Genomic DNA, 22,608 nt, shown 5'->3' on the forward strand with positions numbered 1-22,608 from the left:
GCACCGATATGGGCACGATCGGCCGGGCCCGCGTGGAATAGCGCCAGACCGGCCGCCCGCCATCACCCCGCAATCCGGCATGGCAGGCATGTGCATTCGGCCGAAGGAATGTCTTGATTTTGTTTCGCGGACGCGTATTTTCCGCCGCTTCCCAACCGGCGCGCCTATAGCTCAGTTGGTAGAGCAGCTGACTCTTAATCAGCGGGTCCTAGGTTCGAATCCTAGTGGGCGCACCAATTACCTCCTGACCAGAATGACCGTTTGCCGGCACATCCCGGCGTTGACCGCGCGGCCCGTCTTCGATGATGGTGCGTGGCACAAATGGATTGCCAGCCTGGCGAGCCGCCGGAGTACCACCTTGTCCCGACCCTCGCCCCTTTTCCTCCTCCTCCTCTCTGCCCTGACCCTGCTCGCGGGCTGCGCCAGTGCGCCGGCGCATTTGCCTATCGTGGATGCCGGACTGGTGGCCGGGCGGAGTGAGCCAATCCTGATAGCGACCACACGCATGCCTAGCGCGGATCCCGATGTCCGGCTGACGCCGGACCGCGGCGCGCTGCACTTCGCACACGCCGATGTCTGGGTTCCGTCAAACCGGCTGGCCGGCGAGATCATCTATCCGTCCAGACAGGTCGATCCCGCGCGCGAGTTCGCCCTGACCGGCTACCAGCCCGATATCGGGCGTGCCGCCTTCGCGCAAAGGCTTGACCGCCGACTGTCGGCCCTGCCGCTGGCCGAGCGGCATGTGTTTGTCTTTGTGCACGGATTCAACACGCCCTTCTCCGAGGGACTCTACCTCAATGCCCAGATCCTCAATGATTTCGGGGTTCGAACCGTGGCCGTGCATTATGCCTGGCCGTCAGCCGGCCAATGGCCGGCCTATCTCTATGACCGCGACAGCGCGCAATTCGCACGTGACGGCCTGGCCGATACGCTGGAGCAGGTCGCCAACAGCCCCGCCATTTCGATCACCATCCTCGCGCATTCCATGGGGTCGCTGGTGACGATGGAGGCGTTGCGCCAACTCAGCCTTGAGGGCCGCACGGATGTCCTGGCCAAGATTGACCCGGTCATCCTGGCCTCGCCGGACATTGATTTCGACGTCTTCCTGAACCAGCTCGATTCCCTCGACCCGCCCCCCGGCCACATGACCGTTCTGGTCTCCGGTCGCGACCGGGCCCTGGCCCTGTCCGACACGCTGCGCGGTGGCGGTCAGACACGGCTCGGGATCGGACGCCAGCGCGATACGCTGATTGAACGCGGCATTGCAGTAATCGATCTGACCGGACTGCAGGACGGCACCCTGCTCGGCCATATCGATTTTGCGGCTTCGGAGACATTGATGCAGCTGGCCGCGAACGGCGCCCTGTCACAGGCGCTGAACGGCGAAATGGGTCAGTCGCGCAAAAGCGGGCTTGGCGCGCTGTCCGACATTGCCGCCCGGATCATCTACCTGCCGGCGCGGGCACTCGGCGAACGCTGACGCCTTGCCGGACGGCCAAACAAAAAGCGCCCGGACCGAGGGGGGAGAGGGTCCGGGCGCCTGTGTTGCGGGGCGACATCAAGGGGGGAGAGATCAGCCAGCCTCGCGAACCTCGGTGAGGAAGGTTTCAACCGTGGAATTCAGTTTCTCGGCACGTTCGGACACGGTCCGCACGGCGCGCAGCACGTCCTGTGAGGCATCGCCGGTCTGACGGGCCGAACGCGACACGACATCGACATTGTCCGAGACCGCCCGGGCACTGGTCGCCGCATGGGCCACCGAGCTCGAGATCTCGCGGGTCGAGGCGCTCTGTTCTTCCGCAGCGGCGGCAATCGCGGAGGCCGAGCGGGAGATTTCGCCGACCGCGCGGGTCACATCCTCGATCGAGGCGGACGAGGAGGCGGCGGCTTCCTGGATCGCCTGGATCTGGTCGCGGATATCGTCCGTGGCCTTGGCGGTCTGGGCGGCGAGTGATTTGACCTCCGACGCCACGACCGCGAAACCCTTGCCGGCTTCACCGGCGCGAGCCGCCTCGATGGTGGCGTTGAGCGCCAGAAGGTTGGTCTGCTCGGAAATGTCATTGATCAGCTGGACCACATTGCCGATCTCCTGCGCCGCAGCGCCGAGATTGTCGACCACGGCGCGAACCGACTTGGCCCGCTCGTCAGCCTGGCTGGCCATGTCGGAGGAGCCCTGGATCTGCTGGGTCACTTCGGCGATCGAGGCGGTCAGCTCTTCGGACGCCGCAGCGACGGATTCGACATTGGCCGAGGCCTGCGCGGCTGAAGACGCCATCTGGCCGGACTGCTCGGAGCCCTCGGTTGCGGCCTGGGACAGCTGTTCGGCGATGGCAGACATCGAGGAGCAGGCCTCGTTGACTTCGCCCAGCATCGACATGACTTCGGCATCGAAGGCCTGGGCCAGATCATTGAGTCTGGCTGCGCGGCGCTCATTGGCTTCCGCCTGGGCACGCTGCTCGGTCTCGAGTGCTTCGGCCTGCAGGCCCTTGTCGCGGAAACGGCTGAGGCTCTGAACCACGGCACCCAACTCGTCCGAGCGTTCCAGGGCGGCAATATCAAGGCTGTAATCGCCGTCGGCCAGGGTTTCAGTCGCCGCGGCGATCTTGCGTACAGAGGACGAGATCTGGCGACCAAACAGAACGGCCAGGGCGATCAGGGCGACGCCGACACCAATGGTCATTCCGACGAACAGGATGATCGAATTGCGCACGCCGGTCTCGGTGGCAGCCGCATCCATGCGCGCCAGCGAGGCGCCTTCGAGCGCGAGATCATCAAGGTCGGCGCTGATTTCGGCGAACACGGCATCAAACGGCTGCAGGAAGGCGACCGAGCTGGCGAAGTCCAGTTCGAGCATCTGGCCGACAAAATCCAGGGCGTCCTTGTAGAGTGCCAGCTGCTCGACAAGGCTGCTGAACGTATCCGTACCATCGGCGATGTCGGCGCCGGAGCTCTGCAATTCGCTGATCCGGACCGAGAGGCCGTCGACGCGTGTACCGACGGCGTCAAACGAGGCCATCACGTCAATCGGATTGCCCGCGGCCTGGGCAGTCACGACGGCAAGGACTTCGCTGTTGATGGATTGCAGTTCGGACTTGAGGTCTGTGAGTTCGAGCGCGGCATTCATTTCCCGCATCGCACGCTGCTGGCTGTCCGATCCATTCTGCAGCGACCAGGCGCCAAGACCGGCGACCGCGATCAGCGCGATAATGGCGGCGATCGGCGCAACCGCGAAGGATTGCGCGATGGTCAGCCTGAAGAGTGAAGTAGCCTTGCCCATTTTAGTCTCCCAATTGACATCACCGGTCGGCGGCTATGTCGTCCGGCGAATAGTCTGCCCGAATCGCTGAAGTCAGGGTTAACGCCCCGGTGCCGAACGGCACCGGAGCGCTCATTTCGTATTAGAAGCTGCTGGACAGCCCGAACCAGACACGTGACTCGCCCTGGGCGTTCACGCCGGTGTCTTCACCGTCGCCGAAATTGGCGTTCTGGGCGTTCACCGAGACAGCGATATGATCGTTGAAACGGTAACCGGCGCGCAGCGAGACCGCGACATAGGCGTCGAGATCGACTTGCGTCGGGAGACCGAAGACCGGCTGCAGCGGGCTGGTGGTTTCCGCGACATAGTTCACGAAACCGTCCAGCGTCAGGTGCTCGCCCGTCCAGCCGAGATGGCCGTTGAACATATGGGCCGGCGTGGCACCCTCGAAGTTCTGGACGTGGCCGAGGCCGAACGTGCCATCCAGATCATCTTCGGTCTTTTGGTAGGTGTAGTTCGCATCCCAGTCCCAGTGACCTTCCGGATTGCCGGCGAGGCCGAATTCGAAACCGGTCGTGGTGGTGTCACCGCGATTGTCGAACAGCAGGGTCGGGATCGTCACGGCCGGCGGCAGCAGGTCCGGGAAGAGACCGAACTGGCCACGCACGTCTGACGTGTCCTGCATGAACACCGCCGCACGCATGTCAATGCTCGGGGTCAGGCTGCGGTCATAGGCGACCTCGAAACTGTCCACGATCGACGGGATCATGTCCGGATTGCCCGACAGGATGATCGGATTGCCACCGGCGGTCGTCTGCAGGGTGAAGCCGATATCGAAGGAGGTCGGCGCCTGGATGCCGCGCCCCGCCATGAAGCGCATCGAACCACCGAAGGACGGACGCCAGACGAGAGCAGCGTTGTAGGAGTATTCCTCGAAGGAGACCGAGTAATCATCCTGGGTGAAGGCGTAGAGCGCGCTTGGCGCACCGTCGCGGCTCCAGTCAACGACATCATAGCGGCCGGCCAGGGTCAGGTCCCAGGTGTTGGAGAACTTGTGGTTCCACATCACCGAAGCGGCCATCGACTCATAGCCGAAATCGCCATTGCCCGGATCCGGGAAGGAGGCGGTCTGACCGTCGCGGAATTCGACGCCGACACGGAAAGTGTCATTGGTGCCGACCTTGAACAGGTCCTGGATACGGAAGGTCGTCAGCTCGGCGCTGAGTGGACCGAAGCTGTAGGCAATCTCGCTCTCATTGCGATAAACGAGGGCGGAGATCACGCCGAAATCCGTGTCGGCATCCAGCCCGACCTTGTAGGAGCGCAGCTCATAGAGGGCGCGGGCCGAGGAATAGACCGAGGTCATTTCCGACTGGTCGACATTGGTGAAGGTGGCTTCAGCGGTCAGGTTGACCTTGTTGGTCAGGGCAAAACGCCCTTCGATCGCACCGGTTTCGCGCGTGAAGTCCTGCTGGGCAAGGCCCACCGCGTCGATCGTGTTGAGACCGGCCGGCAGTTCGGCGCTTTCGCCATTGCCGTAGCTGATGCGGACGGCGGCGCGATCCCCAAACTGGCGAGCCGCGACGAAGGCGGCGTCGAAACCGCCATCGGTCTCGGCGTTGACGCGGGCGGTGGCATAGTCACCGTGCTGCGGGTTGCGGGTGATGATGTTGACCACACCGGCGACCGCGTTGAAGCCATAGAGAGCCGACTGGGCGCCCTTGACGACTTCGATCTGCTGGATCTCTTCCAGCTGGACCGGCAGGGTCGACCAGGCGGTATAGCCATAGCTGTCGAGATAGACTTCACGGCCGTTCACCAGCACCAGGAGGCGCGGCGAGTACGGGGTGGCGGCGCCACGGATCGAGATCTGGCCGTCGCCGTAACCATAGCGGTTGTAATCGATACCGGCATAGTGACGCAGGATGCCCGGGATGTCGTATTCCGGGAAGCGTTCGATATCGTCCTGGGTGATGATGATCATCGTGGCCGGGACATCCGATGCGCGTTGCGGGGCGCCCGTGGCGCCGGCCGTGACCGGCTCGCCGAACAGGTCGCTCATGGCGGTGTAGTCCAGGGTTTGCGCGGCGGTCGCGGCGGAGAAGGCGAAGCTCAGCGCAAGCACCGAGATCGACGTTGTGAGGAATTGGGTCTTCATGGCAGTTACTCTCTCAAATCTCGGAATACGCTTAGATTTCTTCAATCATCATGGCGAAGGCAGCGGCGAAGGAGACAGACGAGCTGTCGGCTGCGCTGCGATTGACGACAATGCGTACCGACGGTGCGCTCTGGACACCCATCACGCAGCGGGCGCTCTCAACGCAGCCCATGTCTGTGGAAACGGTCATCACGCCCGCCGAGCTGGCGGCACCGTAAACTCCGGCATCACCGGCAGCCGAGCCGAGCAGTACGGCGGCGTCCGCGCCACCGATCGAGCCGGTATCAGCCATCGGGACGAGGCGCGCATTGAGCGTGACGCGGCCGGCGGACAAGCCACCGGACATCGCGGATGCCAGCGCCTGGGCTTCAGCTTCACTCGCTGCGTCGAAAACAATCGCGACCGTCCGGTCAGATCCACTGGCGCCTTCAACGAAGCCGAGGGCCCGACCTATGACTTCCAGATCGCGCTGCGTCGTCTCGGCCACCGCCGGTGTTGTCATGAGAAGTCCGGCCAGAGCCGGCAAAATAAACTTGTGCATTGGGGACACCCCGTCCTGTTCCACTGTCACCGCATTGCGGCGTATGGCGTCGAACTAGGGGAAGGGTATTAACCACGCATTTCGCTGGGGTAATTGGATATTACCTGTACTTGCAATACCGCATGCCCAGCCAAGCCTCTATATGTCTGCGAGGCATTGCCCCGCGCCCCAAAGAAAAAACCGCCAGCAAGCCAAGTATAGTTTGGCCAGGCGCTGCGGTAGCCGGTGCCGCAAAAATCGCCACGGGCGCCGCTTTTTGGCCGCCTTCTCCGGGCTGGATTGCTGTCATGCAAACGCAGGAAAATTTCAGGCCCGATGCCTTGGCGACCGGATTGCTGGTGATCGCGAGCGCCCTTCTGGGTCCCGGCTTGCTGCTTCCGGCCCTGGAAACCCGGCATCTGGGACTATGGGGCGACGAACATTCCATCCTGTCCCTGGGCCTGACCCTGGCCGCCGAGCAGGAATGGATGCTGGCCCTGATCGTCCTGACCTTCTCGGTCGGCTTTCCCCTCGCCAAGCTCGGCTGGATGTGGCGCATGCAAGTGTCCGACACGCTGCCGGAAACCTTCCGGCAGCCCGGCGCACTGCGCTGGCTGGAACGCCTGGGCAAATGGTCGATGGCGGATGTGCTGGTGATGGCGCTGGTGGTCTTCAGCCTGCGCGGCAATCTCATGCTCGAAGCGCGACCCTTGATCGGCGCCTACTGCTTCGCCCTGTCAACCATACTGGCCATGCTCGCCGCCGGTCGCATCATCGCTGCCAACCGGCGACCGGCCGGAGCGAGCTAGCCAGTCGCCGACGGATCAGGTGCCGACGGATCAGGTGCCGGTCCGGCCAGCAATTCGGCAGCCCGGTGGCGCACCTTGTCCAGAACGCCGGCCAGCACGGCAATCTCGCTGTCGTCCAGCCCGGTGAGGAGATCGGCTTCCGCGCCCAGCGCCACGGGCGTGATCTCGCGATAGGTCTGGCGTCCGGCCCCGGTCAGCCGCAGATCGCGCGAGCGTCGGTCCGCCTCGCGTTCTGCCCGGTGGACAAGGCCGCGCTCGACCAGCGCCTTCACGGCCCGGCTCACCGACACCTTGTCCATCGCGGCAATGTCGGACAAGGCCTGCGCCGTCATCGGCTCGGCTTCACCCAGAAGCGCAATGACGCGCCATTCCCAGATCGAAAGGCCGAACCGGTCCTGATAGGCGCGCGCCACCAGCCGGCTCACCTGGTTGGAGGTCACGGCGAGGCGGTAGGGCATGTAGTCGCGCAGGCTCAGCGCGGGCGGGAGCGGGTTCGCATCGGTCATGTCCAAGAGGTGCCGGATGCCGGCAACAGCTGCAAGGCGTTTGTTGGCTCGACGACGCGCTGCCCGGTCGGCTATCGATAACGCATGAATGATCTCGTCACCGCCCCCGCCCCGCCCCGTCTCGCCCTTGATGGCGACAGCCGGACTTTTCCGGTCGCCCGGATTTTCTGCATTGGTCGCAATTACGCGGATCATGCCAAGGAGATGGGTGAGGCGGCCGAAGCGATCTTCTTCACCAAACCGGCCAGCGCGATCTCGACCGCAGCAAGCCTGCCCTACCCGACCGAGACCGCAGATCTGCACCATGAAGTCGAACTGGTCCTCGCCCTGGGCGAAGCCGGCGCCATCGTGGCCTGTGGTACCGGCGTCGATCTCACCAAACGCGACCTGCAGGCCCGGCTGAAGGCGAAGTCCGCGCCATGGGAGATTGCCAAGGGTTTTGATGCCTCGGCCCCCATGGGCAAGCTGAAGCTGGGGCCACCACCGGCCAATGGCACCATCGGGCTGTCGGTCAATGGCAGCGTGCGCCAGTCCGGTGACCTGTCGCAGATGATACTGCCGCCCGCCGCCCTGCTGACAGAGTTGGGACGCTATTTCACCCTGGGCGCCGGCGACCTTGTTTTCACCGGCACACCGGCCGGTGTCAGCGCCCTGCAACCGGGTGACCGGGTGGCAGCCCGGATCGAGGGGCTGCCTCCGCTTGATTTTTCCCTGACAGAACGGAGCTAGTCCGGTCATGACGACGACACTGTATGGTTATTGGCGCTCCAGCGCCGCCTACCGGCTTCGCATCGCGCTCAATCTCAAGGGCGTCAGCTACGACCAGGTGGCGGTCAATCTGAAAGCGGGCGAACAGACCGGCGCCGGCTGGCTGGCCATCCAGCCGCAAGGCCTGGTCCCGGTGCTGGAGCATGATGGTGAGCGGCTCCTGCAATCGCCAGCCATCCTGGAATGGATCGACGAGACCTGGCCGGACCCCGCTTTCCTGCCACGGGACGCGACCGGACGCTGCCGCATACGTGGCTGGGCCTCGATCATCGGCTGTGACATCCACCCGCTGCAGAATCTGCGCGTGCTGAAAGCCGTCGCCGGCGATCTGGGCCAGGGCCCGGACGGCATGAAGGCCTGGGCACAGCGCTGGATGAAAGCGGGTCTCGATGCGCTGGAGACCCTGGTCCGCGCGGCACCGAGGACGGGCGAGTATCTTGGCGGACAACATCCGGGACTGGCCGACATCTACCTGGTCCCGCAGGCCTATAATGCCCGCCGGTGGGGGCTCGACATGGCCGACTGGCCGGCGCTGGCAGCCGCAGACGCGGCCTGCCAGGCCCTGCCGGCCTTTCGCGATGCCGCGCCGCAAAACCAGCCCGACGCGGAAAGCTAGACCGGACGCGTTTCCCAGAAGCTGTTGACGATCCGCCATTCACCCGCGACCCGCAGCAGCAAGACCCACTCGGTCCTGTCAGCCGCCTCGATACGGGCCGCACCGGTTGCCCGGGTCGCCTCGAACACGGTGACGCGCGATGGCGCAGTCGCGACACCCCGGGCGTCAAGACGCATGGCGATCGTCTCGAGGGTTTCCGGGGCCAGATATTCGCGATCGCCGCTGCGATCCACATGACGGCGGTCGAAATCAGGGTAGACGGCGGCGACCACCGCGTCAGCGTCGCCGGCATCCCAGGCTTCGGCGTAGCGCGCCACCACCCCACCGATCAGCTCGATATCATTTGCCCGGTCAGGATTGTCGATCCACTCGAAAGCGCCATAGGCGCAGTTCACCAGGACCCATTCGCCATTGATGCGCGTGCCGACAAAGAAATCATACCAGTCAGCATCTGCGGTGAGCTGGAACAGGCCGGTGTCCGACGTTGTGTCGAAGAAGCGTACATCGACGGTGGAGGTCACCGGATCGAGACGACCGTCTGCATTGTAGAGCTCACCGAGGATTTGCAAATCACCAGGCGTGAGGTTTTCTATCGTCATCCGGCCGAGGCCCTGAAAATCCGGCCGCAAACCCAGCTTGGACAATTCGGGATGGACGGTCGACAGGACCTGTCCGGGGTCGCGCGCATAAAATCCGCGGGCAAAACGATCGGCGAGCGGTTCGAGCGCGGCCTCGGTGGCCGGATCGTCGGCCACGGCGCCGGCGGCAGCTGTGAAATGGAGAATGGCGGCTGCCAATAGCATGCGGATCATCTGTGTCCCCTGTGAAAACCGAGCGCCTTGTTTGCCACGGCGGGACGCGGCGATGAGTTTCAAGTGGGCAAGGTCGTTCACTTGGCCGTGATCAGCGCCGCAGCGGTGCAAAGCGGCGGTGCGCGAGGCCTTCAAGCAGCCACTCCACGGGCCCGGCCCGCAAATACCGGTCGCACAGCCAGATCAGGCCGGACTGCAGCACGCACAGCCCCAGTCCAAGCGCAAACAGGCCGAGCGGCCCGATCCGGCCATACAGGGCAAGGCCGGGCAGGCCGGAGAAGAGCAGGGTCAAGACCAGGATCTGGCCGACTACGACTGACAGCCAGAGATGGCCGGCGCGGATCAGCAGCAATTGCACCGGTTCGGCCAGCCTGAAGCGGACTGCAAGCACGACAAGCGCGGCATAGCCGTAGGCCGTCAACAGCGCCCCGGCTGCATGGGCGGCCATGCCCCGGCTGACCTGCGACGGGGCAAAATCACTGCCCAGCGCGAGCAGCGCCGCCCAGCCATTGAGCGGCAGCCCGATGCCCAGGGTCACGGCGGCGCTGAACACCAGCGGCATGACAGGCCACCGCCCGCCCCAGAAATTGCGCTCGACCAGCTCCATGCCGAGCAGGATCAGTCCGAGCACACCGCCGCCGAGAAAGAACATCTCGACCAGGTGGAATTGCAGCGCCGTGGCCATGTTGTCCGGCAGCCGCGCGAGGAAGCCGGACTGGTGCGAGGCCTCGACCGCCAGGATCCGCGCGGCGTCCAGGCCGAGCAGGTCGGCGAGGCCCATTGTGTCGGGCAGAAGGGCCAGTATGCCGGCACCGGCCAGCAGAATGAGGAATGTCCCGCCGATCAGGGCGCCGAGCGTCATCCAGCGGGTGGCCGGCTGCAGCGCCTGCATCGGCCGTGCAATCATTCCTGCAAGCGCCATCACGGTGATCAGTTCGCCATGCCAGAACAGATAGGCGGCCACCAGGCCGAGCAGGCACATCCAGCCCAGCGTGCCGCGCTCGCCGACCTCTGCGCCCAGCGCCAGGGACGACCCGAACAGGACGACGAGCAGAATATTGAATACCCAGGAAGCGAAGGTCTGGCCGAACCACCAGGCCAGCTGGTCGGCCGGTCCCGGATCAGCGGCCTGCAGCGGCAGCAGGTCGGCCGCCGCCCAGACATGGGCGTAGCCGGGAAGATTGGCGCACAGCAGACCGAAAACGGTCAGGCCAAGCATGATCAGGACACCCGCCTCATCGCTTTCGCTCGCCTGGCTCATGCCGCCTTCCCCGGGGGACCCGCCCCATTTCCGCCATCTTCTTACAAACTCTTCACAAACTTCTCATGTTTGGTGAATTGCGCTCACCGTATGCAGGTAGCAGGCATATGTTCAATACATTCGGGACCCAGGGGCGCACCTGACATGGTCGAATTCATCATCGCCATAATCGAATGGTTCGCCGTGGTCGCCCTGTCCTCGATGGGAATCGAGACGTTGGAGGCCGGCAATTGCGCCGCCGATTCAACCGGGCGGCCCGCCGAATACCGTGAAGCCGCACTGCTGGTGAGTGACGCCGATGCCAAGCTCGGCTGGGCTCGAATTCGCAGCGATGGCTGCAATCAGTGGATGCCTGTTCGCGACGCTCAGGAAATGCCGGAATTGCTCTCGCCTCCGCTGGTCTATAACAGCTGATACGCCGAGCGGCCGTCAATCCACGCGACCTTTCCGCTGCAAATATTGAATTTGCATAGATTATCTGTGTGCCTCACGCGCATCTCCCCCTATTCTCTGTCATGATATCCAGCTCCGGCAGGCGCGCCCGCGCGCCGGCGGGAGGCCGACAGCAGCCAGCCAGGCCCGAAATGACCGAGACCAGCCAAGACCACACGATCGAACTCGCGGAGATGACCATGGCCGACGAGGACAGCAAGCAACCGATCACCGAGACCGGCACCACGGCACTGACCGCGCAGGCCGCACCGGAGGCGAATGCCGGCGACGCACCGCCGCGTGGTGGCAACTGGCTGGTCTGGCTGGGCAATTGCTTTGCGCTGTTCTGGGTCGGTGGCGCCAGCGCCTTCCTTTGGGGCTATCTGGGCATCCAGTCGCTCGAGGCGCTGGGCGGTTACGGCTTCGGCCAGCTGACCGGCCTGTCGGTCTTTGCCCTCCTGCCGGCCCTCATCTTCATCATCGCCGGCATGATGGCGCGCGAGATCGTGCGCAATTCCGCCAATACGCGCCGCGTCGAGATTGCCATCCGCAAACTCTCGGAACCGGCGCAATATGCCCGGCACGAAGTGCAGACCCTGTCCGACGCCGTCTCCGGCGAGGTCGAGCGGATCAATACCGCGCTGGAAAGCGCCCTCGCCCGCCTCGCGGCGATGGAAGAAGTCATCAGCCATCACGCGGAATCGCTCGAGCAATCGGCCAGCGATGCCCGCGACCGCACCGAACACCTGCTCAAGGGGCTGCGCACAGAGCGCCTGCGCCTCGGCGAGGTATCGGAATCGCTCGACGACAAGGCCGCCCTGATCGCCGCCGCGATTTCCGACCAGTCCAAGATGGTTGCTGCTGCCGCCGAACTGGCTGCCAGCCAAGCTTCGGACAGTGAGCGCCGTATCCGCGCCAGCGTCGCGGGCCTCAATGAGGCCGGCAGTGCGGTCACCGAGCGCAGCGATGCCGCAGCCCTTGTGATCGCCGAACGCACGGGCCATCTGCGCGAACTCTCGGACGGGCTCAAGGAGCGTTCGGAAAATCTCGACGCAGCCTATGTGAAACACCGCCAGCGCCTGTCCGACGCCAGTGAGGCGCTGCGCAAGGAGCAGGAAAAGATCGCCGCCGCCCTCGACTTCCACAAGGCCGAGCTGGAAGTCATGGCATCGACCGCCCGCGACGGCGCCGACGCGCTCAATTCCGCTGCCTCCAACGGCGCTGTGGCCTTCCGCGAAGCCGTCGAGGCTGCAATCGAGCGCGCCGACGGCATGGCCGGCCGGGTCCGCGCCGAGACCGAAAGCGCCGCCCAGGAACATGAATCCGCCCTGGCCCGCCTGATCGCTTCGGCCCAGGAAGCCAAGGCCGTGTCCGACGCCGCAATCGACGCGATCGAGGCCCAGGCTGATATCGTCGCCAGCAAGGTCGAGTTGACCAATGAGGCCGCGTATGAAGCCGCCCGTCGCTCGGACGAGGCGTTCGAACTGCGCCTGGCAGAAGCCGACAAGCTGACCAAGCGCGCCTCGGTCGCCGCCGACGAGGCTGCCGAATCCGTCCGCAAGCGCCTCGAATCCGTCCTGGCGTCGGCCCGTTCGGAAACCCAGACCGTCGAGCGCCATATCGATACGATGATCGAACGCCTTGGCGAAATGCCCGGCATGGCGCGTGATCGCGCCCAGGAAGCGGCAGACACGCTGCGTCGCGGGCTTGAGGGCCTCAATGCGGCCGCCATGGCCGCCGCCGAGGAAGCGCAGGAAATCGATGCCGCCTTCCAGGCCCGCATCCGCCAAAACTATGAATTGCTGTCCGATTTCATGTTGCGCATGGGATCGGTCGCGGGCGGGCGCCGGGCGCCGGAGCTGGCGACCAATGAACTGCCTGACCCGCTGGCCGGTCGCAAGGCGCGTCGCGCACCGGCCGAGTCGGCTGAGACGCCGCAAGCCGGGCCGGACAGTGGCGAGCATGACGACATGACCCGTCCGCTTGGCCATAGCGAAGCCTCGACCCAGCCGCGCGCCGACAATGCCGTCGGCTTCCCGGAACGCGGTGGGCGCCGCAACAGCTCAGCGTCCAGCGAGCCAGGCTGGCGCTGGAAGGACCTGCTGTCCTCGATGCCGGAAGACGATGACACCCCGCCGGCCAAGCGCGGCCGGGGCGGGCGCAAGGACAAGGACGGGTCGGAGGACTGATCGCCGGGGCAGCGCGCCCGGTCGGTCAGAACCCCGCCTTGCCGGGACTCATTGTTCGGCGAGGATCCGCGTCCGCTCGGCCGTCCAGTCCGCGATTTCGCGACTGGCGCCACTTGTCGCCTCGTCAAAAGCCGCGATGATGGCAGAGGTCCGGTTGGCATGGGCCCGCACGTCAACCGTCACCACACGGGCACCGGCAAAGCGGCGCCCCTGTTCAGCGACCAGACGCGCGGCGATACGCACCCGCACAAGCGGGACCGTGTCCGGACCTTGATCATAGACAGCCTCGAACTCCTGCAGATCGAGACGCAGCTCATAATCGGCCCGAACGCCGTCATCGGCGCGCGTCGGTGCAAGCCGGCGGTCCTCGGCATTGAAGGTATCAATCATCAGCGACTGGACCAGGCGTGGCGCCGGCGAAATCCACCGCGCCTCCCCGATATAGGCAAGGCTGCCACCGTCCTGCATGACGGCGATCTGGTCACCGGACAGCCCCCGCGGCGCGTTCGGCGTGTCGATCTCGATGATCACCCAGTCCTCACCCGCCAGCTCGACCGGCTGGGGCGATGACAGGCGATAGACGCTGACCGGCTCGGACGCCGGCAACAGCGAGACACAGGCCGAGACCGACAAGGCACCCAAACCGACCAGGGCGGCCCGGACATGGCGTGATCCGTTCATTGCGGCACCTCCACGGTTTCGCGGGGCGCTCCGGCAATGAAGCCGCCCGGATTGCTTTCCACTTCCGACGTGATCCGCTCGAGTGAAGCCACGACGCGGCGCAGATCGGACAGCGTACGATTGAGATCCTCGATACCGCTGTCGGCGAGACTTTCAAGCGCCGGCTGCAAGGTCAGGACGATCTGGTTGGTGTCGGCTGCGGCCTGGTTCACGGCCATCGCCGCCAGCGTCGTCTCATTCGTCGCAAGCGTCATCTCATTGTTGAGGAAGGCATCCGCCGTATCACCGAATTGTTGCAGGGAGGCCGCCGCTTGCGACATGTCACGGGCGGCCGTGTCAATGCTCGCCAGGGTGCGCCGCATGTCCGAGATCAGCGCTTCTTCCTCGGACAGGCGGTCGGTGATCTCGCGGAGATTGGTGAGCGTCGCCGAGACCTCGCCGACATTCTGCTCGCTGAGCAGGGCGGTCAGGCGAAACAGGGCTGACTGGGCAGCATCCAGCACGTCTTCCGAGCCCTCGACAAGGCCTTCCAGCTGGGCGCGCCGGGCAAAGATGCGCGGCGGCGGACGCCCCGCCTCGCTGCGCAGGCGCTCGGCTTCAGGCGTGCCGCCGGTAATCAGGATGTAGGACAGGCCGGTCAGACCCTGCGGCTCAAGCTGGGCGAAACTGTCGACCCGGACCGGGGTCTGGGCCAGCACCTGGATGCGCGCGATGACCCGGCTCTGGTCGTCCAGCTCCAGATCCGTGACCTCGCCGACCTGGATGCCGTTGAAGCGGACCTCGCCGCTTTCGCGCAACCCGCGCACCGGGCCATCGAAGACGATGTCATAGATGGCATAGTCCTCGTCAAAGGAGACCTTGCCGAGCCACAGCGCGAAAAAGCCGCCGGCCGCCAGCAGGAGCACGGCGAACAGGCCGACCAGGGCGTGATGGGCTTTGGTTTCCATGTCCTAGTTCTCCTTGCCGGCCATCGCGGCACGTCCGCGCGGCCCGTGGAAGTATGCCTTGATCCAGGGATGCGGGTTGTTCAACAAGTCCCTGATTGGCGCCACGGCTTCAACCCGCTTGTCGGCCAAAACGGCAACCCGGTCGCAAATCGAGTACAGACTGTCGAGATCGTGCGTGATCATGACCACAGTCAGGCCCAGGGCCTGCGACAATTCCAGGATCAGACTGTCGAAAGCCGCCGCCCCGATCGGATCAAGCCCGGCGGTCGGCTCGTCGAGAAACAGGATTTCCGGATCAAGCGCGAGGGCGCGCGCCAGCGCCGCGCGCTTGCGCATGCCGCCGGACAGTTCAGACGGGAAGCGATCGGCCGCGCTCGGGTCAAGCCCGGCAAGGCCTATTTTCATGCCGGCGATCTCCTCCATCAGCGAGATCGGCATGTCGATATGCTCGCGAAGCGGCGCCATCACGTTCTCCAGAACAGAGAGCGAGGTGAACAACGCGCCGTTCTGGAAGAGGACGCCAAGCCGGCTGTCGATACGCCGGCGTTCACGCTCGGACATTTCCGCCAGGCGCTGGCCGTTGAGCAGGATGTCGCCACCCTCTGGCCGTTTGAGGCCGAGAATGGTGTTGAGCAGCACCGTCTTGCCGGTTCCCGATCCGCCGACGATTCCGAGAATCTCGCCACGCCGCACATCAAGGTCGAGATGCTCGTGCACGACATGCGACCCGAAGGCGCTGCGCAGATTGCGCACCGAGATGAGGATGTCGTCGCTCAAATCCCCAGCTCCAGATACATCATGGCAAACAGGGCTTCGAGCACGATCACGGCGAAGATTGACTGCACCACGGAGGCCGTCACCCGGCGCCCCAGGGATTCCACATCGCCCTTCACCTGCATGCCCTGACGGCAGCCGATGATGGCGACGACGAGGCCGAAGACGGGTGCCTTCGACATGCCGACCCAGAAATGGCTGATATCGAGTTCGCTGTGCAGGCGGGTGAAGAAAAGCGCCGGCGAGATGTCCTGGGCCGACCAGGCCACCAGCATGCCCCCGAAAATACCGGCCACCATCGCCCCGAAGGTCAACAAGGGCGCCATCAGCACGCAGGCGACGACGCGCGGCAGGACCAGCGCCTCGAACGGGTCGAGACCGAGTACGCGCATCGCATCGACCTCCTGCTGCATCTTCATGGCGCCGATCGAGGCGGTGAAGGCACTGTCAGATCGTCCTGCCAGCATGATGGCGGTGATCAGCACGCCGAACTCACGCAGCACGGAAATCCCGACCAGCTCGACGGTGAAAACCGAAAATCCGACGCTCTGCAGCAGGTTGGCGCCCATATAGGCAACCACCGACCCGATGAAGAAGGACAGCACGGCAACGATCGGCAGGGCGTTGACGCCGACCTCTTCCATCGCCCAGACGGTCGGAGTGAGCCGAAAGCGCCAGGGCTGGAGAAAGCAACGCATCCCGGTGGTCAGCGTCTTGCCGAAAAAAGCGAAGGTGTCGACGGCTTCGAGATAGGCGGCTTCCAGGCCAGCGCCGATGCGCGCCATGGCCTTCATGAAGCCGAAGGTGGGCACTTCCTCGGGGCCGCAGACCTGGGTGCGCTGGCGCACTTCCTCGATCAGGCGGCGGGCGGTGCGGTGGCTGCCGACAAAATGGAAATCCGCGTCGGGCGTCGGGCAGCGCCGTGTCGCCCGTCCCAGCAGATAGGCCCCCGCCGTATCGACGCGGCCGAGATGGGTGAGGTCGACGATGATGTCGCAGGGATCATTCGAGCGTTCAACGGCACGGATGGCGCTGTCATGCCGGCCGATCGTATCGACGACCCAATCGCCATGGGGTTCGAGGATCGTGCGCTTGCCTTGCTCGCGCACAACCAGTTCGGCTCTCGCCGGCGATTCGTCCCGCATTCCCCTCATGGCCCCGATCCTAGTCGATATCTTTGTGCGGCGGGAGTGAAGAAACACGATGCAGCAGAAAGGCTGCACCCAGTCCCAACAGGCCCGGAAGCGTCATGAAAGCGAAACCGGCAATCCCGAATTGCGCGAACGCATATCCCGACACCGTCGACATCGCTGCCAGTATGATCCCGCCGGACAAGGCCGAATTGAGGCCTTGCGACAACGCCGTCTGATCGTCTGGCATGTCCTGCGCGGTGAAGCGCAGGAAGCCGACATAGGTGGCGGCGAAGGTCAGCGCGTGCAAGGCCTGCAGCGGAAAAAGCACCCACAGGGGCGGCGCCAGCGCGGTCAGCCCCCAGCGCACCAGCGAGGCGGCGCCACCGATCATCATCAGTTTCGCCGGGCTCAACCGGCCCAGCCAGCCGCGGCCGGACAGCCACAGGAAGGCGATCTCGAAAGCCACGGCAAAGGCCCAGAGCGTGCCGATCATGGCGCCGCTGATACCGGACTGCGACCAGGCATTGGCGGAAACGACATAGTAGAAGGCATGACCGGACTGGGTGAGCGCCGACGCTGCAAGGGCGAGACCGAGCGGGCCGGCCAGCTGGCGGCCGAGCTGTTTCCACTCATCCGGCCGCGGCAGGTGAGCCGAGGGTCGGTGTCCGGGCGGCAACCAGGCTGCGGCCAGCGCCATCAGCCCGCCGGCAATGATGATCCAGGCCAGAACGCTCTCGGTCCCGGTCCGGTCGATGAGCGCGCCGGCGGCAAAATTGGCGACAATGAACAGGCCGGACCCGAAGGCCCGAACGGGACCGAACTCAAAGGCATGATCACGTGCCGCACGCATCGCAAAGGCATCGGTCACCGGGATCTGTCCGAACACCAGCGCGCCGGCGGCAAAGGACAGGACCAGCAGGAGCCACGGCGTCGAGACTGGCAGGTGCAGGGCGAAGACAAGCACGCTGCCGATCGCAAAGGCGAGAATGGGGTCACGATGGCGCACCGCGCGATCCGCCCAGCGCGCACCGATGGGAGACACCAGGGTCCGCCCGATCATGCCGGCGGCGAGGATCCAGCCAATCCATTCCGGCGACACGCCGCGACCGTCCAGCCAGCGCGGGAAATACGGCAGGAAGGCCCCGAACATCAAATAGAAGGCGCCGTAATATGTCGCGAAGCGCAGGGCTGTCGGTTTGACCATCATCTTGTCCCGATCGCGCGCTTCGCTGCAGCGCCGCAATTACCGGCAGGAGCGGCTTGGCGAACAATGTTCACTTCTATAGGTTCGCCGTTCAATTGCCACCGCCGGAATCACGCGTCATGGATGGACATAACCTTGTTTCCGCACAGATGGAAAAGGCGCGTGACACGACGCCCGTGCGGCCCTTGCGCGTGCTGGTCACCGGCTATCGCTCGCATCCCCATGTCGGCGGCCAGGGCGTCTATCTGCGCGAGCTGACACGCGCCCTGGCAGCGCTTGGTCATGAGGTGTCGGTCGCGTCCGGCCCGCCCTATCCCGAGCTTGATCCCGGCATTGCCCTTCACACGCTCCCCTCGCTTGACCTGTTCGCCGAGGACAATGCCTTCCTCGCCTTCCGGCCGCGCCACCTGACCTCCTGGGCCGACCTGTCGGAATGGCTGGCCCATAATTCCGGTGCGTTTGGTGAACCCTATGCCTTCGGGCGAAGGCTGGACCGTTTCCTCAAGGCGCATGACGGCGCGTTCGACGTGATCCATGACAACCAGACGCTCGCCGCCCCGATGCTGCGCATCAACAACCGCATCCCGGTCATCACCACCCTGCACCATCCGATCGCGATCGACCGCGATTACGCCATTGCCGCCGGACGCAAGTGGTGGGAACGGCTTCTGACCCGGCGCTGGTATCGCTTTATCGGCATGCAGGCGCGGACCGCCCGCGCCCTGCCGCGCCATCTCGCCGTCTCGGACGCCGCCCGTCAGACCCATGCCGAGCAATATGGCGTCGACGCGGCACGTGTCCGCGTTGCCTTCAACGGGCTTGATCACGAGACTTTCCGGCCCGCCCCGTCAGTGTCCCGCGAGACCGGCCTGATCGTCACGACGGCGAGCGCCGATGTGCCGATCAAGGGGCTGGACGTGCTGATCGAGGCGCTCGGCCGCGTCGCCGCCGCCCGGCCCACGGCCCGCCTGCACATTATCGGCACGCTGCGTGATGGCCCGGCCAAGCGCATGCTGGCTGCCCATGGCCTGGCCGACCGGGTAACGACCTCCTCCGATCTCACCCGTGCCGAAGTTGCCGGGCTTTACCACCGGGCCCATATCGTGGCCTGCCCGGCCCGCTTCGAAGGCTTCGGCTTCCCGGCCGCCGAGGCCATGGCGTGCGGCGCTGCGGTGGTGGCCAGTGATGGCGGTGCCCTGCCGGAAGTGATTGGCGATGCCGGCCTGGTCTCGCCGGCGGGCGAGGCCGGTGCTATGGCGGAGAACCTGGCGCGCCTGCTCGACGATCCCGAAGCGGCAGCGCGGCTCGGGCAGAAAGCGGCCCTGCGTGCCCGTCGCGAATTCGACTGGTCGAAACACGCCCTCGCCGCCTCGCACCTCTATGTCGAGGCCCTGGCAGAACAGGGCAGGACCTGATCGATGCAAACCATCCGGACTGAAAACCTGGCGCTGGAGCCAGGCATGCGTGTTCTTGATCTGGGCTGCGGTCAGGGCCGGCACCTGCACGGGCTCTACTGGGACGCAACGCCGGTCACCGCCGTCGGGCTGGACCTGTGTTATGAGGACGTCGTCATCGCGCTCGACAAATTCTTCGAACTGCCGCCGCCCGAACCCGCCTCGCCATTGCGCAATGCCGTGCTGACCACCGGTACCGGCGAGAAACTGCCCTTCCCCGACAACACATTCGATCGTGTGATCTGTTCGGAAGTCCTGGAACACGTGCCGGACCCGGAGCTTTTCCTTGCCGAGATCCGCCGTGTTCTGAGACCCGACGGCATTTTCGCCGCCTCGGTGCCGCGTTACTGGACCGAGGCGATCTGCTGGTGGCTATCGGTGGGATATCAGAACTCGCCGGGCGGCCATGTCCGCATATTCCGGTCTGACGGGCTGCGGCGGGATGTTGAGAAGCACGGCTTTCGACGCTTCCGCCGCCATTGGGCGCACGCCCTGCACAGCCCCTATTGGTGGCTGCGCTGCGCCGTCTGGAATCGCCAGGAAGAAAGCCGCCTGGTCGCGCTGTACCGCCGCTTCCTGGAATGGGACCTGATCAAGCGCCCCTGGCTGACGCAGGCCATGGAATGGCTGCTCGACCCGATCCTGGGCAAGTCGGTCGTGATGTATTTCAGGAAGACAAGCTGATGAGCCAACTGGTCGACATCCAGGCCTGCGCCGGTCACATCGCCTCCCTGCAACGCGGCGACGGCACGATCCCGTGGATCGAGGCCGGGGTCTGGGACGCCTGGAACCACGGCGAGGCGACGATGGGCCTGGCAATCGCCGGCCGTGAAGCCGAGACCCTGCGCGCCCTCACCGCCCTGATGGACCGCCAGGAAGCCGATGGCGGCTGGACCGGCGATCTCGGTGCCTCGGTCCCGCTCGACGATGCCAACCGGCGCCTCGTCCCCGGCACGCCAAAGACGGCGCGCGACACCAATTTTACCGGCTATGTCGCGGTTACCGTGCTGCGCAGCCTGCTCGCCCTGAAGGCACTCGACACCCTGCCGCGCTACTGGCCGATGGTCGAAGCAGCAACAAATTTTGTGCTGGCCCACCAGACGTCCCATGGCGACATTGTCTGGCGCGCCCGCGGTGACGAACAGACGCTGACGGAGATCGACAGCCTGCGAGCCGGCAATGCCAGCCTCTACAAGGCGCTGGAATGCGCCTGCCTGATGGGACGCCGCCTTGGCAAGCCGGTCGAGACCTGGCTCGAGGCGCGGCGCCGCATCGGCGCGGCCCTGCGCGAAAATGATGCCCGTTTTGATCGCAAGGGCACCGATCGGCGCGGCTTTGCCATGGACTGGTATTATCCTGCCCTGGCCGGCGTCTTGCCGACCGATATCGGTCGGGCCCGCCTCTATGCGCGCTGGACCGAATTCGTCGAGCCGGGACTGGGTTGTCGCTGCGTTTCGCACGAACCCTGGGTGACGGCTGCCGAGACGGCGGAACTGGCGATGGCTTGCCACGCCGTCGGCAAGACCGAACAGGCCCGCGAGCTGATTGCCAACCTGGCGCCCCTGATCGCCCGCGATGGCGGATACTGGATGGGCTGGCAGTTCGGGGAATCGATCATCTGGCCGCGCGAACGCCCGTCCTGGACGTCCGGTGCGCTGATCATGGCCGCCGATGCGATCGAGGGGCTGAGCCGGGGCAGCGACCTGCTGGTCGCCAATCACCTGCCGGAGTATCCGGCGCCTAGAGCCGCCGCAAGACTTCCAGCGTTCCTGTACGCCTGACCGTCTCGTACAGGCCCGAGGCACAGGCCAGCTTCCAGATCTCGTAGGGCGGACGTCCGCCATCGGCCGGATCCGGAAAGACGTCGTGGATGGCCAGGATGCCGCCCGCAACGACCCGGCCAGCCCAGCCACGATAATCGGCCAGGGCGGCGTCCATGGAATGCCCGCCATCAATGAAAGCCATGCCGAGCGGCGTGGTCCAGTTGGCCGCAATCACCGCCGAGCGCCCGACCAGCGGGATGACACAGTCTTCCAGCCCGGCCCGGAACAGGGTCTCACGCAGGGCCGGCAATGTCTCGACGGCACCCAGCCTGGCATTGAACAGCTCGGGATCGTGATATTCCTCGCCCGGCTGGTGCTCCTCGGACCCGCGGTGATGGTCGAGCGTGTAGAGCACCGTTCCGGCCTGGCGGGCTGCCGGGCCGAGATACAGCGCCGACTTGCCACAATAGGAGCCGATCTCCAGCACCGGGCCAAGACGCCCCGCCTCCACAGCGAGACTTGCCAGCTCGCGGCCTTCCTCAGGATCGAGAAAGCCTTTGACCTCATCGGGATGGAGCATCAGGAGATGGACGGGTTGCGCAGCTGGCGCCGCAATTCGGCCAATTCGTCGGCCCGGTCGCGCAGATCATTGATACGCAGCGCCAGAAGATCGCGCTCGAGGCGCACACCGCTGAGCGCGGGCGCGTCGTGCAAGGCGGTGAGGTCCAGCAGGGCTGTTTCAAACACTGACTGGGCCGTCTGTGCGTGCGCCATCGCGGTCTCGACCGAGCCAAGCGCGTCGGTCACATCCGAGCGCCGCAAACCGGCACCTTCTGTCACAAGGGCCCGCGAGGCCGCATCAATGGCTGCCGCACCCTGCCAGGCGCGGACAATATCGGCGCGGATGAGCTCGGGTGCGCGCGCATCGACAAGGTCGATCCCGCCGACCTCCAGATACAGGGCCAACCCGTCCGGGCCTGATGCATCGGACTGACCGGCCAACTCGTTCATCCAGCGCATGGCAGTCGCCATCGAGCCGGCTTCGCGGATCAGGCCACGATGTTCGAGCTGGTGGGTGAATTCATCGACGGCGGTATCAAGCTGGCGATGCGCCGGCGTCATCGCGGCGCCGGAGCCCGGCAGGCTCGCCGCGGCAATCGATATCGGCGCACTGGCGCAAGCGGAGGCAAGACTGCAAAAACAGATGGCTAGCACGGCTCGCCGAAATGCGCTCATCACACAGAAAATCCCAAGATCGATTGTAAGCCCCAAACCGGACTGGACGATACAGAGCGAAGTCCTGCTAGGCTATGGTTTATTGTGTT

At 65.1% G+C, this 22,608-nt stretch carries 22 protein-coding genes and 1 tRNA gene; 10 read left to right on the forward strand and 13 right to left on the reverse strand.

Features of this window, described 5'->3' with window-relative positions:
• Positions 1-160: 160 nt before the first annotated feature.
• Positions 161-236 (forward strand) — tRNA-Lys (locus QZZ02_RS07070).
• A 269-nt stretch (positions 237-505) separates the two neighbouring features.
• Complete coding sequence (locus QZZ02_RS07075; protein WP_291843302.1) at positions 506-1,480, forward strand: alpha/beta hydrolase; 975 nt, start codon at positions 506-508, stop codon at positions 1,478-1,480.
• 93 nt (positions 1,481-1,573) lie between these two features.
• On the opposite strand, the gene QZZ02_RS07080 is transcribed toward QZZ02_RS07075, so the two are convergent.
• From QZZ02_RS07080 to QZZ02_RS07090, 3 genes are all read right to left on the reverse strand, one after another.
• A complete protein-coding gene (locus QZZ02_RS07080; RefSeq protein WP_291843303.1) occupies positions 1,574-3,277 on the reverse strand; it encodes a methyl-accepting chemotaxis protein in 1,704 nt (567 codons plus the stop codon).
• A 121-nt stretch (positions 3,278-3,398) separates the two neighbouring features.
• Complete coding sequence (locus QZZ02_RS07085) at positions 3,399-5,414, reverse strand: TonB-dependent receptor (RefSeq protein ID WP_291843304.1); 2,016 nt, start codon at positions 5,412-5,414, stop codon at positions 3,399-3,401.
• 31 nt (positions 5,415-5,445) lie between these two features.
• Positions 5,446-5,955 (reverse strand): hypothetical protein, encoded by a 510-nt coding sequence (locus QZZ02_RS07090; protein ID WP_291843305.1) that lies wholly within the window; start codon positions 5,953-5,955, stop codon positions 5,446-5,448.
• Positions 5,956-6,242: 287 nt separating this feature from the next.
• Here QZZ02_RS07090 and QZZ02_RS07095 point away from each other — a divergent pair, with 287 nt between their 5' ends.
• Complete coding sequence (locus QZZ02_RS07095) at positions 6,243-6,743, forward strand: paraquat-inducible protein A (RefSeq protein WP_291843306.1); 501 nt, start codon at positions 6,243-6,245, stop codon at positions 6,741-6,743.
• Here the strand turns inward: QZZ02_RS07095 and QZZ02_RS07100 are convergent.
• Positions 6,740-7,249, reverse strand: a complete 510-nt coding sequence (locus tag QZZ02_RS07100; protein ID WP_291843307.1) for a MarR family transcriptional regulator — start codon at positions 7,247-7,249, stop codon at positions 6,740-6,742. The two genes, QZZ02_RS07095 and QZZ02_RS07100, sit on opposite strands and share 4 nt — an antisense overlap.
• A gap of 84 nt (positions 7,250-7,333) precedes the next feature.
• Here QZZ02_RS07100 and QZZ02_RS07105 point away from each other — a divergent pair, with 84 nt between their 5' ends.
• Positions 7,334-7,978 (forward strand): fumarylacetoacetate hydrolase family protein, encoded by a 645-nt coding sequence (locus QZZ02_RS07105; protein ID WP_291843308.1) that lies wholly within the window; start codon positions 7,334-7,336, stop codon positions 7,976-7,978.
• A gap of 7 nt (positions 7,979-7,985) precedes the next feature.
• Positions 7,986-8,633 (forward strand): maleylacetoacetate isomerase, encoded by a 648-nt coding sequence (maiA, locus tag QZZ02_RS07110; protein WP_291843309.1) that lies wholly within the window; start codon positions 7,986-7,988, stop codon positions 8,631-8,633.
• Here maiA and QZZ02_RS07115 read toward each other — a convergent pair.
• Entirely contained in the window at positions 8,630-9,445 is an 816-nt protein-coding gene (locus tag QZZ02_RS07115; RefSeq protein WP_291843311.1) for a nuclear transport factor 2 family protein, read from the reverse strand. The genes maiA and QZZ02_RS07115 overlap by 4 nt on opposite strands.
• Positions 9,446-9,536: 91 nt before the next feature.
• Positions 9,537-10,706 (reverse strand): DUF418 domain-containing protein, encoded by a 1,170-nt coding sequence (locus QZZ02_RS07120; RefSeq protein ID WP_291843312.1) that lies wholly within the window; start codon positions 10,704-10,706, stop codon positions 9,537-9,539.
• Positions 10,707-10,850: 144 nt separating this feature from the next.
• On the opposite strand from QZZ02_RS07120, the gene QZZ02_RS07125 reads away from it, so the two are divergent.
• Together QZZ02_RS07125 and QZZ02_RS07130 are read left to right on the forward strand one after the other, a co-directional pair.
• Positions 10,851-11,120, forward strand: coding sequence for a hypothetical protein (locus tag QZZ02_RS07125; RefSeq protein WP_291843313.1), 270 nt, complete (start codon positions 10,851-10,853; stop codon positions 11,118-11,120).
• A gap of 170 nt (positions 11,121-11,290) precedes the next feature.
• A complete protein-coding gene (locus QZZ02_RS07130; RefSeq protein ID WP_291843314.1) occupies positions 11,291-13,327 on the forward strand; it encodes a hypothetical protein in 2,037 nt (678 codons plus the stop codon).
• 48 nt (positions 13,328-13,375) lie between these two features.
• Here QZZ02_RS07130 and QZZ02_RS07135 read toward each other — a convergent pair whose 3' ends face one another.
• Genes QZZ02_RS07135 through QZZ02_RS07155 form a run of 5 tightly spaced genes read right to left on the reverse strand, consistent with a single transcriptional unit; the run spans position 13,376 to position 18,066 of the window.
• Positions 13,376-14,008 (reverse strand): ABC-type transport auxiliary lipoprotein family protein, encoded by a 633-nt coding sequence (locus tag QZZ02_RS07135; RefSeq protein WP_291843315.1) that lies wholly within the window; start codon positions 14,006-14,008, stop codon positions 13,376-13,378.
• Complete coding sequence (locus QZZ02_RS07140) at positions 14,005-14,955, reverse strand: MlaD family protein (RefSeq protein ID WP_291843316.1); 951 nt, start codon at positions 14,953-14,955, stop codon at positions 14,005-14,007. Before QZZ02_RS07140 ends, QZZ02_RS07135 begins: the two co-directional genes overlap by 4 nt.
• A gap of 3 nt (positions 14,956-14,958) precedes the next feature.
• Positions 14,959-15,732: an ATP-binding cassette domain-containing protein gene (locus tag QZZ02_RS07145; protein ID WP_291843317.1), complete on the reverse strand. Its 774-nt coding sequence runs from the start codon at positions 15,730-15,732 to the stop codon at positions 14,959-14,961.
• Complete coding sequence (locus tag QZZ02_RS07150; protein WP_291843319.1) at positions 15,729-16,883, reverse strand: ABC transporter permease; 1,155 nt, start codon at positions 16,881-16,883, stop codon at positions 15,729-15,731. The genes QZZ02_RS07145 and QZZ02_RS07150 overlap by 4 nt, the downstream gene beginning before the upstream one ends.
• 10 nt (positions 16,884-16,893) lie before the next feature.
• Complete coding sequence (locus QZZ02_RS07155; RefSeq protein WP_291843320.1) at positions 16,894-18,066, reverse strand: MFS transporter; 1,173 nt, start codon at positions 18,064-18,066, stop codon at positions 16,894-16,896.
• A gap of 119 nt (positions 18,067-18,185) precedes the next feature.
• Here QZZ02_RS07155 and QZZ02_RS07160 point away from each other — a divergent pair, with 119 nt between their 5' ends.
• Genes QZZ02_RS07160 through QZZ02_RS07170 form a run of 3 tightly spaced genes read left to right on the forward strand, consistent with a single transcriptional unit; the run spans position 18,186 to position 21,301 of the window.
• Complete coding sequence (locus QZZ02_RS07160) at positions 18,186-19,481, forward strand: glycosyltransferase family 4 protein (RefSeq protein WP_291843321.1); 1,296 nt, start codon at positions 18,186-18,188, stop codon at positions 19,479-19,481.
• Between the two features lie 3 nt (positions 19,482-19,484).
• Positions 19,485-20,204, forward strand: a complete 720-nt coding sequence (locus tag QZZ02_RS07165; RefSeq protein WP_291843322.1) for a methyltransferase domain-containing protein — start codon at positions 19,485-19,487, stop codon at positions 20,202-20,204.
• The gene (locus tag QZZ02_RS07170; RefSeq protein WP_291843323.1) at positions 20,204-21,301 is read left to right on the forward strand and encodes a hypothetical protein; all 1,098 of its coding nucleotides are present in this window, start codon (positions 20,204-20,206) and stop codon (positions 21,299-21,301) included. Before QZZ02_RS07165 ends, QZZ02_RS07170 begins: the two co-directional genes overlap by 1 nt.
• Here the strand turns inward: QZZ02_RS07170 and QZZ02_RS07175 are convergent.
• Both QZZ02_RS07175 and QZZ02_RS07180 read right to left on the reverse strand, forming a co-directional pair.
• A complete protein-coding gene (locus QZZ02_RS07175; protein ID WP_291843324.1) occupies positions 21,261-21,863 on the reverse strand; it encodes a class I SAM-dependent methyltransferase in 603 nt (200 codons plus the stop codon). The two genes, QZZ02_RS07170 and QZZ02_RS07175, sit on opposite strands and share 41 nt — an antisense overlap.
• The gene (locus QZZ02_RS07180; protein WP_291843325.1) at positions 21,863-22,519 is read right to left on the reverse strand and encodes a hypothetical protein; all 657 of its coding nucleotides are present in this window, start codon (positions 22,517-22,519) and stop codon (positions 21,863-21,865) included. Before QZZ02_RS07180 ends, QZZ02_RS07175 begins: the two co-directional genes overlap by 1 nt.
• Positions 22,520-22,608 lie beyond the last annotated feature (89 nt).

Source organism: Maricaulis sp., assembly GCF_015665295.1.
Taxonomy (GTDB): domain Bacteria; phylum Pseudomonadota; class Alphaproteobacteria; order Caulobacterales; family Maricaulaceae; genus Maricaulis.

What these genes read in the sequence shown, in the direction of transcription:
- QZZ02_RS07075 (WP_291843302.1), top strand. Translation starts at nt 506, where the DNA reads ATGCCTAGCGCGGATCCCGATGTCCGGCTGACGCCGGACCGCGGCGCG.
- QZZ02_RS07080 (WP_291843303.1), bottom strand. Translation starts at nt 3,277, where the DNA reads ATGGGCAAGGCTACTTCACTCTTCAGGCTGACCATCGCGCAATCCTTC.
- QZZ02_RS07085 (WP_291843304.1), bottom strand. Translation starts at nt 5,414, where the DNA reads ATGAAGACCCAATTCCTCACAACGTCGATCTCGGTGCTTGCGCTGAGC.
- QZZ02_RS07090 (WP_291843305.1), bottom strand. Translation starts at nt 5,955, where the DNA reads ATGCACAAGTTTATTTTGCCGGCTCTGGCCGGACTTCTCATGACAACA.
- QZZ02_RS07095 (WP_291843306.1), top strand. Translation starts at nt 6,243, where the DNA reads ATGCAAACGCAGGAAAATTTCAGGCCCGATGCCTTGGCGACCGGATTG.
- QZZ02_RS07100 (WP_291843307.1), bottom strand. Translation starts at nt 7,249, where the DNA reads ATGACCGATGCGAACCCGCTCCCGCCCGCGCTGAGCCTGCGCGACTAC.
- QZZ02_RS07105 (WP_291843308.1), top strand. Translation starts at nt 7,334, where the DNA reads ATGAATGATCTCGTCACCGCCCCCGCCCCGCCCCGTCTCGCCCTTGAT.
- maiA (WP_291843309.1), top strand. Translation starts at nt 7,986, where the DNA reads ATGACGACGACACTGTATGGTTATTGGCGCTCCAGCGCCGCCTACCGG.
- QZZ02_RS07115 (WP_291843311.1), bottom strand. Translation starts at nt 9,445, where the DNA reads ATGATCCGCATGCTATTGGCAGCCGCCATTCTCCATTTCACAGCTGCC.
- QZZ02_RS07120 (WP_291843312.1), bottom strand. Translation starts at nt 10,706, where the DNA reads ATGAGCCAGGCGAGCGAAAGCGATGAGGCGGGTGTCCTGATCATGCTT.
- QZZ02_RS07125 (WP_291843313.1), top strand. Translation starts at nt 10,851, where the DNA reads ATGGTCGAATTCATCATCGCCATAATCGAATGGTTCGCCGTGGTCGCC.
- QZZ02_RS07130 (WP_291843314.1), top strand. Translation starts at nt 11,291, where the DNA reads ATGACCGAGACCAGCCAAGACCACACGATCGAACTCGCGGAGATGACC.
- QZZ02_RS07135 (WP_291843315.1), bottom strand. Translation starts at nt 14,008, where the DNA reads ATGAACGGATCACGCCATGTCCGGGCCGCCCTGGTCGGTTTGGGTGCC.
- QZZ02_RS07140 (WP_291843316.1), bottom strand. Translation starts at nt 14,955, where the DNA reads ATGGAAACCAAAGCCCATCACGCCCTGGTCGGCCTGTTCGCCGTGCTC.
- QZZ02_RS07150 (WP_291843319.1), bottom strand. Translation starts at nt 16,883, where the DNA reads ATGAGGGGAATGCGGGACGAATCGCCGGCGAGAGCCGAACTGGTTGTG.
- QZZ02_RS07155 (WP_291843320.1), bottom strand. Translation starts at nt 18,066, where the DNA reads ATGGTCAAACCGACAGCCCTGCGCTTCGCGACATATTACGGCGCCTTC.
- QZZ02_RS07160 (WP_291843321.1), top strand. Translation starts at nt 18,186, where the DNA reads ATGGATGGACATAACCTTGTTTCCGCACAGATGGAAAAGGCGCGTGAC.
- QZZ02_RS07165 (WP_291843322.1), top strand. Translation starts at nt 19,485, where the DNA reads ATGCAAACCATCCGGACTGAAAACCTGGCGCTGGAGCCAGGCATGCGT.
- QZZ02_RS07170 (WP_291843323.1), top strand. Translation starts at nt 20,204, where the DNA reads ATGAGCCAACTGGTCGACATCCAGGCCTGCGCCGGTCACATCGCCTCC.
- QZZ02_RS07175 (WP_291843324.1), bottom strand. Translation starts at nt 21,863, where the DNA reads ATGCTCCATCCCGATGAGGTCAAAGGCTTTCTCGATCCTGAGGAAGGC.
- QZZ02_RS07180 (WP_291843325.1), bottom strand. Translation starts at nt 22,519, where the DNA reads ATGAGCGCATTTCGGCGAGCCGTGCTAGCCATCTGTTTTTGCAGTCTT.